Origin of the sequence: Pseudomonas sp. B1(2018) (assembly GCF_003097365.1) — a bacterium.
Taxonomy (GTDB): Bacteria; Pseudomonadota; Gammaproteobacteria; order Pseudomonadales; family Pseudomonadaceae; genus Aquipseudomonas; species Aquipseudomonas laurylsulfatiphila.
Genome location: NZ_PYUK01000004.1, coordinates 242,473 through 256,794, shown reverse-complemented (window position 1 = coordinate 256,794; position 14,322 = coordinate 242,473). Strand labels below are relative to the sequence as shown.

The 14,322-nt window shown below is 60.1% G+C and carries 16 protein-coding genes; 10 read left to right on the top strand and 6 right to left on the bottom strand.

All coding sequences use genetic code 11. The features are described 5' to 3' along the window. The first annotated feature begins 102 nt into the window (after positions 1–102). The 3 genes from C9422_RS08310 to C9422_RS08300 all read left to right on the top strand — a co-directional run bounded on the left by C9422_RS08310 (position 103) and on the right by C9422_RS08300 (position 2,615). Positions 103–1,482, top strand: a complete 1,380-nt coding sequence (locus C9422_RS08310; protein WP_116580304.1) for a sodium:solute symporter — start codon at positions 103–105, stop codon at positions 1,480–1,482. An 85-nt stretch (positions 1,483–1,567) separates the two neighbouring features. Further along, positions 1,568–2,293, top strand: coding sequence for an MBL fold metallo-hydrolase (locus C9422_RS08305; protein ID WP_116580303.1), 726 nt, complete (start codon positions 1,568–1,570; stop codon positions 2,291–2,293). A gap of 70 nt (positions 2,294–2,363) precedes the next feature. After that, positions 2,364–2,615 carry a phosphopantetheine-binding protein gene (locus C9422_RS08300; RefSeq protein WP_057715961.1) on the top strand — a complete coding sequence of 84 codons (252 nt, stop codon included), beginning with the start codon at positions 2,364–2,366 and terminating at the stop codon, positions 2,613–2,615. 201 nt (positions 2,616–2,816) lie between these two features. Here the strand turns inward: C9422_RS08300 and C9422_RS32490 are convergent, their stop codons facing one another. Both C9422_RS32490 and C9422_RS08295 read right to left on the bottom strand, forming a co-directional pair. After that, positions 2,817–2,945, bottom strand: a complete 129-nt coding sequence (locus tag C9422_RS32490) for a PA1414 family protein (protein WP_007972508.1) — start codon at positions 2,943–2,945, stop codon at positions 2,817–2,819. Positions 2,946–3,080: 135 nt separating this feature from the next. Beyond that, the gene (locus tag C9422_RS08295) at positions 3,081–3,974 is read right to left on the bottom strand and encodes a LysR family transcriptional regulator (protein WP_116580302.1); all 894 of its coding nucleotides are present in this window, start codon (positions 3,972–3,974) and stop codon (positions 3,081–3,083) included. Positions 3,975–4,078: 104 nt separating this feature from the next. Between C9422_RS08295 and C9422_RS08290 the strand changes: the two genes are divergently transcribed. Beyond that, positions 4,079–5,260, top strand: a complete 1,182-nt coding sequence (locus tag C9422_RS08290; RefSeq protein ID WP_116580301.1) for an MFS transporter — start codon at positions 4,079–4,081, stop codon at positions 5,258–5,260. On the opposite strand, the gene C9422_RS08285 is transcribed toward C9422_RS08290, so the two are convergent. Both C9422_RS08285 and C9422_RS08280 read right to left on the bottom strand, forming a co-directional pair. Next, positions 5,205–6,137 carry a DMT family transporter gene (locus C9422_RS08285; RefSeq protein ID WP_116580300.1) on the bottom strand — a complete coding sequence of 311 codons (933 nt, stop codon included), beginning with the start codon at positions 6,135–6,137 and terminating at the stop codon, positions 5,205–5,207. The genes C9422_RS08290 and C9422_RS08285 overlap by 56 nt on opposite strands. 179 nt (positions 6,138–6,316) lie before the next feature. Continuing rightward, positions 6,317–7,153 (bottom strand): S1 RNA-binding domain-containing protein, encoded by an 837-nt coding sequence (locus tag C9422_RS08280; RefSeq protein ID WP_007972500.1) that lies wholly within the window; start codon positions 7,151–7,153, stop codon positions 6,317–6,319. A gap of 350 nt (positions 7,154–7,503) precedes the next feature. Here C9422_RS08280 and C9422_RS08275 point away from each other — a divergent pair, with 350 nt between their 5' ends. The 3 genes from C9422_RS08275 (at position 7,504) to C9422_RS08265 (ending at position 9,566) form a co-directional block, all read left to right on the top strand. Beyond that, positions 7,504–7,692: a hypothetical protein gene (locus C9422_RS08275; RefSeq protein ID WP_015096330.1), complete on the top strand. Its 189-nt coding sequence runs from the start codon at positions 7,504–7,506 to the stop codon at positions 7,690–7,692. A 204-nt stretch (positions 7,693–7,896) separates the two neighbouring features. Further along, positions 7,897–8,619: a TorF family putative porin gene (locus C9422_RS08270; RefSeq protein WP_116580299.1), complete on the top strand. Its 723-nt coding sequence runs from the start codon at positions 7,897–7,899 to the stop codon at positions 8,617–8,619. Between the two features lie 77 nt (positions 8,620–8,696). Continuing rightward, positions 8,697–9,566, top strand: a complete 870-nt coding sequence (locus C9422_RS08265) for a DUF6279 family lipoprotein (RefSeq protein WP_116580298.1) — start codon at positions 8,697–8,699, stop codon at positions 9,564–9,566. Positions 9,567–9,613: 47 nt separating this feature from the next. On the opposite strand, the gene C9422_RS08260 is transcribed toward C9422_RS08265, so the two are convergent. Then, positions 9,614–10,006, bottom strand: a complete 393-nt coding sequence (locus tag C9422_RS08260; RefSeq protein ID WP_116580297.1) for a transcriptional regulator — start codon at positions 10,004–10,006, stop codon at positions 9,614–9,616. Positions 10,007–10,200: 194 nt separating this feature from the next. Here C9422_RS08260 and C9422_RS08255 point away from each other — a divergent pair, with 194 nt between their 5' ends. After that, positions 10,201–10,935, top strand: coding sequence for a thioredoxin family protein (locus tag C9422_RS08255; protein ID WP_104450473.1), 735 nt, complete (start codon positions 10,201–10,203; stop codon positions 10,933–10,935). 194 nt (positions 10,936–11,129) lie between these two features. Then, on the top strand, positions 11,130–11,408 hold the full coding sequence (locus tag C9422_RS08250) for a hypothetical protein (protein ID WP_116580296.1): 279 nt from the start codon (positions 11,130–11,132) through the stop codon (positions 11,406–11,408). A 63-nt stretch (positions 11,409–11,471) separates the two neighbouring features. Here C9422_RS08250 and C9422_RS08245 read toward each other — a convergent pair whose 3' ends face one another. Beyond that, complete coding sequence (locus C9422_RS08245; RefSeq protein WP_007972492.1) at positions 11,472–12,812, bottom strand: DEAD/DEAH box helicase; 1,341 nt, start codon at positions 12,810–12,812, stop codon at positions 11,472–11,474. A gap of 192 nt (positions 12,813–13,004) precedes the next feature. Between C9422_RS08245 and C9422_RS08240 the strand changes: the two genes are divergently transcribed. Beyond that, positions 13,005–14,303 carry a mechanosensitive ion channel family protein gene (locus tag C9422_RS08240; protein ID WP_116580295.1) on the top strand — a complete coding sequence of 433 codons (1,299 nt, stop codon included), beginning with the start codon at positions 13,005–13,007 and terminating at the stop codon, positions 14,301–14,303. Positions 14,304–14,322: the final 19 nt, after the last annotated feature.

Below are 14,322 nucleotides of genomic sequence, written 5' to 3'. Positions count from 1 at the left end.
TGACCGACAGACCGCTTTCGCGAGCAAGCCCGCTCCCACAAAGAGCAGCCCCACAGAAACGCCTTTGTTTCGCATAAAAAAGACAATCGGAGACACGCCATAATGGCTTTGGATTTATTCGTTGTACTCATCTACGCCGCCGCGATGTTGCTGCTTGGCTATTACGGCATGCGCAAGGCCAAGACCAACGAAGACTTTTTGGTCGCCGGTCGTAACCTCGGCCCAAGCCTGTACATGGGCACCATGGCTGCCACCGTTCTGGGCGGCGCGTCCACCGTGGGCACCGTGCGTCTGGGCTACGTGCATGGCATCTCCGGTTTCTGGCTGTGTGCCGCGCTGGGTTGCGGGATCGTGGCGCTGAACCTGTTCCTCGCCAAACCGCTGCTGAAACTGAAGATCTACACCGTTACCCAGGTGCTGGAAAAACGCTACAACCCGATGGCCCGCTCGGCGAGCGCGGTGATCATGCTGGCCTACGCGCTGATGATCGGCGTGACCTCGATCCTGGCGATCGGCACCGTTCTGCAAGTGCTGTTCGGCCTGCCGTTCTGGATCTCGGTACTGCTGGGCGGTGGCGTCGTGGTGATCTACTCGGCCATTGGCGGCATGTGGTCCCTGACCCTGACCGATATCGTCCAGTTCGTGATCAAGACCGTGGGCCTGATGTTCATCCTGCTGCCAATCTGCATGTACCGCGTCGGCGGCTGGGATGAGCTGGTAACGAAACTGCCGGCGGCGAGCTTCAGCTTCACCACCATCGGCTGGGACACCATCATCACCTACTTCATGATCTACTTCTTCGGCATCCTGATCGGTCAGGACATCTGGCAACGGGTGTTCACCGTCAAGACCGCCAAAGTGGCTCAGGTTGCCGGTACCGCTGCCGGTATCTACTGCATCCTCTACGGTCTGGCCTGCGCCCTGATCGGCATGGCTGCACACGTACTGATCCCGGATCTGGACAACGTCAACAACGCCTTCGCCGCCATCGTCAAACTGTCCCTGCCGGACGGTATCCGTGGCCTGGTGATCGCTGCCGCACTGGCCGCCATGATGTCCACCGCCAGCGCCGGCCTGCTGGCCGCTGCCACCACCCTGACCGAAGACCTGCTGCCGAAACTGCGTGGCGGCAAACAGTCGAGCCTGGGCCTCAACCGTCTGGTCACCATGCTGACCGGTATTGTGGTGTTGGGTATCGCCCTGGTGGTCAACGACGTGATCAGCGCCCTGACCCTGGCCTACAACCTGTTGGTAGGCGGCATGCTGATCCCGCTGATGGGCGCGATCTTCTGGAAACGCGCCACCACCGCCGGCGCCATCGCCAGCATGGGCATGGGCTTCGCCACCGCGCTGCTGTTCATGTTCAAGGACGGCCTGGATGCCAACACCCCGATCTACTACAGCCTCGGTGTAGGCCTGGTGAGCTTCGTGCTGGTCAGCCTGTTGTCCCGCCGCACGGCAGCAGTGGCCAGCGCTGCCTAAGCTGAACATAACGACTTGATGCTTTCTTCGACGAGTGTGGCGTCGGTTGCCACACTCGTTTTTTTTCGTCTGAAGGAAACTGCCTATGAAGATCGTCAGCCGCGACCAGTGGTTCGAAGTCAAACATCTCAGCGACGGCATTCGCTTGATCCACGAGCCGTACATCCGGCCTTTCTACCGCTGCAACCTCTGGCACATCCAGGGCCGTGACAAGGACCTGCTGCTGGACAGCGGCTCGGGCCTGGTCAGCCTGCGCGAACAACTGCCGTGGATCACCGAGCGGCCGCTGGTGGCCGTGGCCAGCCACTGCCATTTCGATCACATCGCCGGTCATCACGAATTCGCCGAGCGCCTGGTGCATCCGGCCGAGGCGGACATCCTGGCCGCGCCGGATGGCGACAACGACTTGAGCAAAGCCTTTGTCGGCGACGACATGTTCGAGGCGCACCCCGATTGCCCGCTGTGCTACGCCGAGTACCGGGTCAAGGCCGCGCCGGCCACGGGGTTTGTCGAAGATGGAGATGTGCTGGACCTGGGCAACCGCGTGTTGCAGGTCGTGCACACGCCGGGACACTCGCCGGGTGGCATCTGCCTGTACGAAGCCGCCACCGAGACCTTGTTCAGCGGCGACATCATCTACGACGGGCCACTGATCGAAGACGCCTACCATTCCAACCTCGAGGACTACGCACGCAGCCTGCAACGTCTGCATGCACTGCCGATCCGTACGGTGCATGGCGGGCATTTCGGCAGTTTTTCCGGAGAGCATTTGCGCGGCATGATTGACGAATGGCAACGCTCACACGGCTAAAGCCTGCTGTACTCAACGGCAGGGACTGCACCGGCAGGGAGAACTGCACCCACTTCCTCGAAGAACGATCATGAAAGAAGCCGCCCTTCGTGCTGTCGTACATCGCTACATCAGCCGCCTGCTGGAAGGCCGGGATGACTTCGACGACAACGCCAGCCTGGCGCAGTTGGGATTGGACAAAAAAGATATCGAAGAGTTGATCTTCCATCTGGAAGATGAACTGGGTGTGACGGCGTTTACCGTGGAAGAAGACCGGATGCTCAAGACCGCCAGGACGGTGAATGATTTGAGCCGGTTTTTGCTGGAGATTGGGCGGTATTGAGGCTGAGTGGCGAGCATTGCACTTTGTGGCGAGGGAGCTTGCTCCCGCTCGACTGCGCAGCAGTCGCAAAACCTGCAATCCAATGACCTGCTAAAACTCAGTGACTATTTGGGGCTGCTTCGCAGCCCAGCGGGAGCAAGCTCCCTCGCCACAGCAAGCCCCCTCACCACACAAGCCCCTCTCACTGGCGATCCGGAGCCATTACCGGCGTCGTTGCTGGCGCCGACGTTGCTCGTCGTCAGTACGAACAGGCACGGGTTGCAGAGGCGGTTCGATCAAGCCGAGCGCCACGCCCAGGTCATGCAGCCAGTTTTGGATTTTCTCTTTCATGGTGCCCCCTTCAGGGTAGTGCCGAGCGGCCAAAATTCTGTAGCCCCTTCGCACTGATAATAGTCCGAAGTCCTACGCAATGCTCGTGCAAAGTCGCAATGATCTGTTACTGAATCCATCACAATCAGCCGGCGTTCAGGCAATTTCCCGCGCCAGCACCGGCGCCTGCGGAAAAACCGCCTGCTGCTGCTCGATCCAGGCATTCAGGTTGGCCCCGACCATGCCCTTGCGCCACATCAGCCAGGTGGTCGCGCTGGCAAACGGTTCGGCCAACGGGTGCACGGCCACACTCTCGCGGCCCGGCAAACTGGCGAGCATCGACTCCGACATCAGCGCCACACCGGAACCGGCAATCACACACGCAAGCATTCCCGGATAGGACTCGATCTCCATCGCCCGGCCCATCGCCGCATGGTCATGGGCAAACCAGGCCTCCAGGCGCATGCGGTAGGAGCAGCCCTGGCGAAAGGTGAACACCGCGCGACCTTCCACATCCAGCGCGTTGCGCACGGGCGGATGATCGGCCTCGCTGATCAGCACCAGGCGCTCGTCGCACAAGGGCACACCGTCGAGCCCGGCCAGCTCCATAGGGCCATCCACCAGCGCCGCATCGAGCCGACCGGTGAGCAGGCCTTCGAGCAACTCACCGCTGGGACCGGATTGCACTTGCAGGTTCACCGCCGGATACAAGCGGTGATAGCGCGCCAACAGCCCCGGCAGGTGAATAGCGGCCGTGCTGTACATGGTGCCGAGCACGAAGTCGCCCGCCGGTTGCCCGCCCTGCACCGCCGCGCTGGCTTCGTCGCGCAGCGCAAACAGCTTGGCGGTGTAGTCCAGCAGGACTTTTCCCGCAGGCGACAGCTGCAAACGCTGACGCTCGCGCAGGAACAGTTCTACACCCAGTTGCTCTTCCAGCTGTTTGAGCCGGGTCGACAGGTTCGACGGCACTCGATGCAGCCGTTCAGCGGCCCGGGTGATGGACCCTTCCTCCGCCACCGCCTGGAAGATGCGTAATTGGCTGAACTCCACGACATTCTCCAAAAAAGAACAAGTTACTCACTATTATTCATTTTTAAAGAAAGTCAATCAGCCCTAGCCTGACGGTCATCGATCCTCTGAACGGTATCCAGACCATGTCTCCCCTGATTCGCTTATCCGCCAGTTTCGTTGCCCTGATGATGGCCATGGGCATCGGCCGTTTTGCCCTGACGCCGCAACTGCCACACCTGCTCAGCGAAGGTCAGATCGACCTGACCGCCGCCGGGCTGATTGCCGCCGCCAACTACCTCGGTTATTTCATCGGTGCGGTGGACGCCATGTTTTCCCGGCGTCCCGCGCAAGTGCGCCGGCGCTTGCTGGGCGGGTTGTGGCTCTGCGTATTGCTGACCCTGGCGTCGTTCTGGGCCAACGGGTTCTGGTCGCACCTGCTGCTGCGCTTCGGCACCGGTGTGGCCAGCGCCTGGGTGTTGGTGATGATCACCGCACTGAGCCAGCCGCTCGCGGCAGCGGCCGGTCGTCCCCGGCTCGGCGCCCTGGTCTTCGCCGGACCGGGCCTGGGGATTTTTCTCACAGGTTTGTTGGCCCTGGGCTCCAATCTGCTGGGGCAGACTTCCGCCACCTTGTGGCTGGTGTACGCCGCCGCGGGGTTGGCGATGCTGCTGGGGGTTCTGCCGTTCCTGCCGCAAACGAGCGCAACCGCGACCGCTGCGCCTGGCGCCAGTGCATCGGGCACTCAAGGCATCGCTCGCCTGGGCTTGATCTACGGCTTGTACGGGTTGGGCTACATCATCCCGGCGACCTTCCTGTCGCAAATGGCCAATGCGCAATTCCAGGGTCAATGGCAGGCCGACCTGTTCTGGCCGTGCTTCGGACTTGCGGCGGCTACGGGTGTGGTGCTGGTGAGTCTGCGTCGCCAAAAAGCGGGCGCTACGCGGCGCTGGTTGATGGCAACGTTATGGCTGCAAGCCGCTGGCGTGTTCGCCTGCCTGCTGGCCAACGGTCCGGGGCTGGCATTGGGTGTGATCCTGTGTGGCACGCCGTTCCTGGCCTGCATGCAACTGGTGATCCAGCGTTCCCGGGAACTGGCCCCCCATGCCACCCAACGCAATGCCGGCCTGCTGACGGCCTGCTTTGCCGTGGGCCAGCTCAGCGGGCCATTGCTGGCGGCGCTCAGCAGTCATTTCAGTGGCGGCTTGCAGCCGGCACTGGTGGTCGCCGGCTGCGGCTTGCTGATCGCCGGCGGTCTGTTGCTCACGCCGGTCAGCGCTGCCCCAGAGCTTTGCGCAAACGACGGCGCAGCCACTGCTCGGCGCTGACAAAGGTGATGCCCGCCAACACCAGCACGGCGCCGAGGATGAAGTTCAGGCTCAGTTTCTCGCCCAGCAGCACGACACCAAAGGTGACGCCAAACAACGGCGTCATGAACGAAAACACCGCAAGGTTCGCCGCCAGGTAACGGCGCAACAACCAAAACCACACCAGGTAACTGAAGAACGACACGACCACGCCCTGAAACAGCACACTGGTGACCGCCACGGTGGTCAGGCTGACATGGGTGATCTGGCCGCTGAGCAGCGCGATCAACAGCAAACCGAAGAAACCGACAATCAACTGATAGAACAGCGTCAGGGTCACCGGCGCTTCCGACAGGCGCGAGGCGCGCACCACCACCGTGGTCGCGCCCCAGGCGGCCCCCGCCAGCACCCCCAAGGCATCGCCCATCAACATGCGGTAATCAAGGTTGTCCCAGGACACCCCGCCGGCAAACGCGATGGCAATGCCGATAAAGGCCAGGACAATCCCCAGCCATTGCAGGGGGCGCAAACGCTCACTGGGCAATAACCAGTGCACACCCAATGCCGTGAAGATCGGCGCGGTGTAGAGGAACACCGACATGTGCGCCGCCGTGGTCAGTTGCAGGCCTTCGGAAATGAAGAAGAACTCCAGGCCGAACAAGGCACCGGCCAGCAGACCGCCGCGCCAGGTCGTACTCACCTGGTTCCAGCCGCCCTTCCAGCAGATCAGCAACCCGACCAGCAACGCCGACATGCCGGAACGCCCGGCCGCCTGCATCACCGGCGCGATATCGGCCGCCGCCCACTTGATCATCACCTGCTGAACGCCCCAAATCAGGCACAACCCGACCATCACTTGCAGGGCGAACCCGTCGGTACTGCGCCGGGTGGCGCTCACCGGAACACCTCGAAGACACAATCCATGGCAAAGACTCGGCAGTAAAAGCAAAACCCCGGCTGGCGATTATCAACCAGAACACCGGAAATAACCCTGTAGGAGCTGCCGAAGGCTGCGATCTTTTGATCCTTAAAATCAAGATCGCAGCCTTCGGCAGCTCCTACAGGGGCAGAGTGGGATCAACTCAGATCAATGCGATCGGCATGAATGACAATCTGGCCATTCTTGTACAACGCGCCAATGGCCTTCTTGAAGTTGCCCTTGCTGACACCGAACAGACTGCTGATCAACGCCGGATCGCTCTTGTCGCTCACGGCCAGGGTGCCGTTGTTTTCACGCAACTTGGCGAGGATCTTCGAGTTCAGGCTGGTGGCCGCTTCCTGGCCGACCGGCTGCAGGCTCAGGCTGATCTTGCCGTCGGCGCGAACTTCCTTGATGAAACCCTTTTCTTCTTTACCGGCGCGCATGAACTTGAAGATTTCGTTCTTGTGGATCAGGCCCCAATGCTTGTTGTTGATGATGGCCTTGAAGCCCATGTCCGTGGCCTCGGCCACCAGCAAGTCCACTTCCTGGCCAGCCGTATAGTTGGCCGGGGTCTTGTCCAGGTAGCGGTCCAGGCGCGCAGTCGCGGTGATGCGGCGGGTGTGCTTGTCGAGGTAGACGTGTACCACCACATACTCGCCCGCCGTCATCTGACGCTTCTCTTCGGAGAACGGCAGCAACAGATCCTTGGGCAAACCCCAGTCCAGGAATACGCCGATGCTGTTGACTTCAACAACTTTCAAACTGGCGAATTCACCCACTTGAACTTTCGGCTTTTCAGTAGTGGCGATGAGTTTATCATCGCTGTCCAGATATATAAAAACGTTGAGCCAGTCTTCATCTTCGCTAGGAATATCTTTTGGAATATAACGATTTGGCAGAAGGATTTCGCCATCCGCGCCACCGTCCAGATATAAACCGAAGTTAGTGTGTTTAACCACTTGTAAACTGTTGTAACGCCCGACTAAAGCCATGTCCAATACCCTCATTGCGTGGGCGGCATTCTACCCGGTTTTAAGCGCCGCGTTCGGCCCCCGGCCCGGTGGCGCGAGAAAATCCTCTGAAGGCCTTGATTTTCACGGGCTTTCATCGCATGCCTGGCCGCTCGTCAGGCCGATCCGGGCATTTACGCCATGCCCAGACAAGCGTAACTCGGCATTTTTCAAGGCATGTTCTTATTTAAAACAGCGGCTTAGACGTATATTTCGAATAGTGTCCGAGGACTGATTACCCCGACCTCAGGATTATTGCGAGGGGATATTTGCCAAGCAATTACCTGGTAATTCCTGTACGATGCCTGGCCAAGTTAATTTTCTACAGGTTAATGGCCGCCATGCGCGTAAAAGCATCCACCAGCAAAGCAAAGCCAGCTCCAGCCGTTGAAACCAGCGAGTCGATCAACAGCCAGATCGCAGCGTTTCTCAAATCCGGCGGTGAAATCCAGCAAATTGCCAAAGGCGTCAGCGGCCAGACGTTCGGCCCGTCCAAGCAGATCACCCTGGGCAAAAAGTAACCCCCTCGCGTCACCTGGTCCCAAAGCGCTTTGAGCCTCGAAGCGCTTGGACTGGAACCCTCGTCACTCCCTCCGCCCCCTTAAAATCCATCGAAATCGACGAACGGCCTTCGCTGCCGATCATTCGCCGGTATCCTTGCACGCGTCTGGATCAAGCGTTTCAGCGGGCTCGCCAGCCTGCCCTCGCTGTTCATGGAGTGACGCATGTTCAAACCTTTCTGTTTATCGGCATTGCTCGGCGGCCTGTTGGTTTGCTCCGCTGCACACGCACAAATCTTTCAGCGTGAGCTGGGTGCCTTCGATCTCAAGCTCGGCACCACCCCCACCCGCAGCATGGCCCAGGGCCTGGTCAAACCTTCGGCCGTCGGCTCGTTCCACGGAGGCCTGGACCTGAGCCACGACAGCGGTTTCTACGTGGGCCAATGGTCACCCAGCATGGGCATCAGCCCGGGGAAAGACCTCGAGATCGACTCCTACGCGGGCTTTAAACAACCCTTCGACCAAACCCTCGGCTACGAAGTGGGCCTGATCCGCTACAGCTACCCCGAAGTCACCACCCCTGACAGTCAGGAACTGTTCGGCGGCCTGACCTTGCTCGGCAGCCGTTTCGGCATCGCCTTCAGCAATGACCCGGACAAACAGAACAACACCCTGTTCGCTGACTTGAGCGGCAATCAACCGTTCGGTGTCGGCATCAGCCTGAAATACACCACCCACCAATTCAATACGCCAGTGGCGGTGGATGGCGGGTATGTAGGCAGTTTTACCGATTGGTCACTGAAATTGTCCCGCCCGTTCATGGGCATCGACCTCGACCTGATCTACAGTGACTCCAGCCTCAGCGGCAGCGGTTGCTCGGCCTATGCCGGGCACAACAGCCAATGCGACGGGCTGGTGACGCTCAAGGCCGAACACGCGTTCTATTGATCGGCTGAACTGCCGGCCCCCTCCCGGGTTCACAAGAGAATCAGACCCCGAAGACTGGCTTTCGCAAGGATTCGCCCATGTCCCGCTGGCTCACACATATCGCCGTCGTGTTGACCGTTACCCTCGCCCTCGGCGCGTGCAGCCGCGTGGGCCTGGCCTACCGCAATCTCGATGTGATCATCCCGTGGACGCTCAGCGACTACCTGGACATGAACGGCGAGCAAAAGAGCTGGCTGGACGAACGCCTGAAGGAACACCTGAGCTGGCACTGCACCACCCAACTGCCCGGCTACCTCGACTGGCTGGACCGCCTGCAAACCATGATCACGACCAACCAGGTCACCGATGCTGCCTTGCAGGCCCGCGCCCACGAAGCCGAAGAGGCGATCACCGAGACCGCGCGGGAAATCACCCCGTCGGCCATCGAGTTGCTGCAAGGTCTGGATGACAAGCAAGTCGCCGATATGAATGAAGCCTTCGCCAAGGACCGGCGCAAACGCCAGGAGGAATACCTCAAGCCCACACTCGACCAGCAGATCAAGGAGCGCAGCGCGCGTATGGAGAAGCGCCTGAACGACTGGCTCGGCCCACTGAACAACACCCAGCACCAGCGGGTCGCCGCATGGTCCAGCGCCTTGGGTGATCAGAATACGCAATGGCTGGCCAATCGTGTCCATTGGCAGAAACAGTTCAGCGCGGCCGTTGCGCAACGCCACAGTCCGCAATTCCCACAAAGAATCGAGACACTTCTGATCAATCGCGAGAGTTTGTGGACGCCCGCCTATCGTCAGGCCTTTGCCAACACCGAGGCCCAGGCACGTTCGCTGTTCGTGGATCTGATGGCTGAAAGCACACCGAGCCAGCGTGAGCGTCTGCTGAAGAAAATCGAGGGTGTGAGGAAGGATTTCAGTGATCTGAAGTGCCTGAAAGCGGCGAAACAAGGCTAAGCGCCCCCCCCCTGTGGGAACTCACTCCCACAGGGTGTACGCGTACATCAGGCAATCTGCGCCTTCGACGCCACCTCATCGAATGTCGCTTCATCCAGCGCATCCTCCTGCTCATCGAGCACCTGCCGCGGGTGATCATTACCGGGAATACTGCTGTCGAGCAGGCTCAATAAACGCGAACCCCGCGCCGTCAAAATGTAATTGGCACCCGTGCCACCTTCGTCCTCCGGCCGTGGCTCGATATAGCCACGCAACAGCAGCAGCTTTTCGTACTCGCCAGCCACCGTTTTCAAGTGATCAAGATTTTCAATCGTCTCGCCTTCCGCGGCCTTCTGTGCCGCATGCTGTTCGGCGTAAGGCCGCGGCGTGAAGTTGTGGCCCGCGCTGTTTTGCACTTCATGCAGCAAGCGCTCAATCAAGTCCCAGTTGTAAGTCGTCATCCTGATTCAACCTCCGGTGTCCGTTCGATGGATGCCCGAGCAATTGAGCGGGCCTTACAGGTTGTGACCGGTACGCCCGACAGCCGTTCAGACGACCTTTCACCGATGACCGACCGGCGGTATGTCGAATTCCACACAAGCCAAACGACTAGGCTGTGTACGTCACCTCCCAGCCCCACGCAGGAGAAAACAACATGAACATCCAGAATCACCCCGTCGTGTCGCGGGAAGAATGGCTCGCCGCCCGCAAACAACACCTGATCCACGAGAAAGCCTTCACCCGGGAACGGGACAAACTCAGCGCCGAACGCCGCGCCCTGCCCTGGGTGAAAATCGACAAGGACTACCATTTCCAGGGGCCCAATGGCGAACTGAAACTGGCGGACCTGTTCGGCGGCCGCAGTCAATTGGTCATCTACCACTTCATGTTCGCCGAGGGCTGGGACGAGGGCTGCCCCGGTTGCTCGTACCTCAGCGATCACATCGACGGCGCCAACCAGCACCTGGCCCACCACGACATTGCAGTGGTGGCGGTTTCCCACGCACCGTTCGCCGAATTCCAGGCGTTCAAGCGGCGCATGGGCTGGAAGTTCGACTGGGTGTCGTCGGCAGGATGCGACTTCAACTACGACTTTGGCGTCTGTGCCCGGGCCGAAGAGGTCGCCGCAGGAAAGGCTACGTACAACTACGAAAAAACCGACGGCGCCGAGGAAGAACTCCCCGGTCTCAGCGTGTTTTATCGCAATGAAGCCGGCGAAATATTCCACACCTACTCCACCTATGCGCGGGGGCTGGACATGCTGGTCGGCGCCTACAACTATCTGGACCTGACGCCCAAGGGGCGCAACGAGGAGGAGATCATGGAGTGGGTGCGCCACCATGACAAATATGAGGAACAGGCGAAATCGAGTTGCTGCCACGGTGGATAGACCCAGGCAACGAGGCGCGGCCTTCGCGGGCAAGCCCGCTCCCACAGTTTTCCGTGTTGTTCACAAAACCTGTGGAAGCGGGCTTGCCCGCGAAGGGCCCCTGACAACCCACGCAAATATCACAGACTGAACTTTCCCAAAGGGCCAGCGCTCAACCGGATAACCCGCCTTGACCGGAACTGAGGCCCACCCCCATGAAATCACTGCTGAAGAAGCTCACTCTCGCCGCTTCCCTCGCTTGTGCCCTGCCCGCCTGGGCCTGCACGCCCGAGGAAGCCACCGCCAAACGCGAACAACTGGCCCAGGAAGTGGCCAAGCTCACCGAGCAGAACCCGACCAAGGCCAAAGAGATCAATGACGAGTTGAAAAAAATGGATCTGGGCACTGCCTCGAAAGACTTGCCGGACAAGTGCCAGTTGATCGACCAGCGCTTGAAGGAGCTGGGCGCTGCCGAGAAGAAAACCGAAAGCTGATAGACGCCAGGTATAAAAAAACCCGGACACTGTCCGGGTTTTTCCTGGGTCGCTTACAGCGACTTACTCAGCCGCTGGCGCTTCCGGCTTGCGGCGCTTGAGCGGCGCCATGCCGTCCTTGCTGACCAGGGAGTCGCTCTTCGGCCGGTTGGCACTCTTGCGCTTGGTCGGGGTCTTGGCGGCAGTTTTCTTCTTGTCGCCCTTGGCGTCGGTCTTTTTCTTCTTCACGCCGACAGCCTTGCCCGAGGCCTTGACCTTCTTCGGTCCGCCGTAGGTGCCTTTGACTTCCTTGATGGTGCGGCGCTCGAAGCTCTGCTTGAGGTAGCGCTCGATGCTCGACATCAGGTTCCAGTCGCCGTGGCAGATCAGCGAGATGGCCAGGCCATCGTTACCGGCGCGGCCGGTACGACCGATACGGTGCACGTATTCGTCGCCACTGCGCGGCATGTCGAAGTTGATCACCAGGTCCAGGCCGTCAACGTCCAGGCCGCGAGCGGCGACGTCGGTGGCCACGAGGATTTTCACACCGCCTTGCTTCAGACGGTCGATCGCCAGTTTGCGATCCTTCTGGTCTTTCTCGCCGTGCAGCACGAACGCTTTGTATTCCTGCGCCACCAGGCGGCCGTAGATACGGTCGGCCATGGCCCGGGTGTTGGTGAAGACGATAGCCTTCTGGTACGTCTCGTTGGCCAACAGCCAGTTGACGATCTGTTCTTTGTGCTGGTTGTGGTCAGCGGTAATGATTTGCTGGCGGGTGGTGTCGTTGAGCTGGCTGACTGCATTGAGCTGCAGGTGCTCAGGGTTGTTCAGGACCTTGGCGATCATCTCGCGCAGGCCCGAACCACCGGTGGTGGCGGAGAACAGCATGGTCTGCTGACGGTTGGTGCATTCGTCCACCAGACGCTGCACGTCTTCGGCAAAGCCCATGTCGAGCATGCGGTCGGCTTCGTCGAGCACCAGGACTTCAACTTCTTTCAAGTCGAGGTTGCCGGCGTTCAGTTGCTCGATCATCCGGCCCGGCGTACCGATCAGGATGTCCGGCACCTTGCGCAGCATCGCGGCCTGGACCTTGAAGTCTTCGCCGCCGGTGATCAGGCCGGACTTGATGAAGGTGAACTGCGAGAAGCGTTCAACTTCCTTCAGCGTCTGCTGGGCCAGTTCGCGGGTCGGCAGCAGGATCAGGGTCTTGATGCTGACGCGGATTTTCGCCGGGCCGATCAGACGGTTGAGGATGGGCAAAACGAATGCAGCGGTTTTGCCGCTACCGGTTTGCGCCGTCACCCGCAGGTCACGCCCCTGGAGCGCCAGCGGGATGGCCGCGGCTTGCACAGGCGTTGGCTCGACAAATTTCAGCTCGGCCACGGCTTTGAGCAGGCGTTCGTGCAGGGCGAATTGGGAAAACACGGGTGCTACCTCGAAGAAATGCAAAAAAACAGCTGCATAGGGTAACGGTTTCGAGCGCTCAGGCCGAGTTTCTTTATGCAAATGGCGGTAAACAGTTGGTTTTTTGTTGCCTGATTTTTCCCGAAACGTAATACAAAGCGTCTTAAATGCTCTAATCCCCTCTCGCGCCCTACAGAAGAATCGTTTTCAACCATGGATATCAAACAGCTCTGGACCAACGCCCTGGACCTTTGGGGTGCCCTCGACCAGCACCCGCTCGTACATTCCAGCCTGGCGCTGCTGCTGTTGCTGGCCCTTGCGCTGTTCCTCGGACGGGTGGCGCGCTACCTCATCCTGCACGCGGCAAAAATGCTCGGTCGCCAACCGGCCTTGCACTGGGTCAATGATTTTCTGCAGAACAAGGTGTTCCATCGCCTGGCGCAGATCGCGCCTTCGCTGGTGATCCAGTTCGGTCTCAATCTGGTGCCGAACCTGAGCAAGACCAGTCTGAATTTCCTCGGCAACGTCGCCCTGTCCTTCACCTTCCTGTTTCTGCTGCTGGCGGTCAGCGCCCTGCTCAATGCCCTGCTGGACATCTACGCCCGCACCGAACACGCCCGCACACGCTCGATCAAGGGCTATGTGCAACTGGCGAAACTGGTGTTGTACGTGCTGGGCGCGATCATCATCGTCGCGACCTTGATCGACCGCTCGCCGTTGTTGCTGCTCTCGGGCCTGGGTGCCATGTCGGCGGTGATTCTGTTGGTGTACAAGGACACGCTGCTGTCGTTCGTCGCCAGCGTGCAATTGACCAGCAACGACATGCTGCGGGTTGGCGACTGGATCGAAATGCCCCAGGTGGGCGCCGACGGCGATGTGGTGGACATCACCTTGCACACGGTCAAGGTGCAGAACTTCGACAAGACCATCGTCTCGATTCCGACTTGGCGCCTGATGTCCGAGTCGTTCAAGAACTGGCGCGGCATGCAGGCTTCCGGTGGCCGCCGGATCAAGCGCAGCCTGTTCATCGACGCCAGCGGCGTGCGCTTCCTGCGCGACGACGAGGAGCAGAAGCTGTCCCAGGTGCACTTGCTCACCGACTACATGAGCCGCAAGCAGGCCGAACTCAAGGCCTGGAACGAGGCCCAGGGCAACGTCGCGGCCATGTCGGCCAACCGCCGGCGGATGACCAACATCGGCACTTTGCGCGCCTATGCGCTGGCGTACCTGAAGAGTCATCCGGGGATCCAGCCGAACATGACCTGCATGGTCCGCCAGATGCAGACCACGGCCCAGGGCATTCCACTGGAAATCTACTGTTTTACCCGCACCACAGCGTGGGCCGACTACGAGCGGATCCAGGGGGATATTTTCGACTACCTGCTGGCGGTGCTGCCGGAGTTCGGGTTGAGCCTGTATCAGCAGCCGAGCGGGACGGATTTGAGAGCCGGGTTGTTACCGGCGGTGTTGGGCGCAAGCCATATTCCCGAGCCGGAAAAACACATCATGTAATGCCGAGCGATTGAGGAGT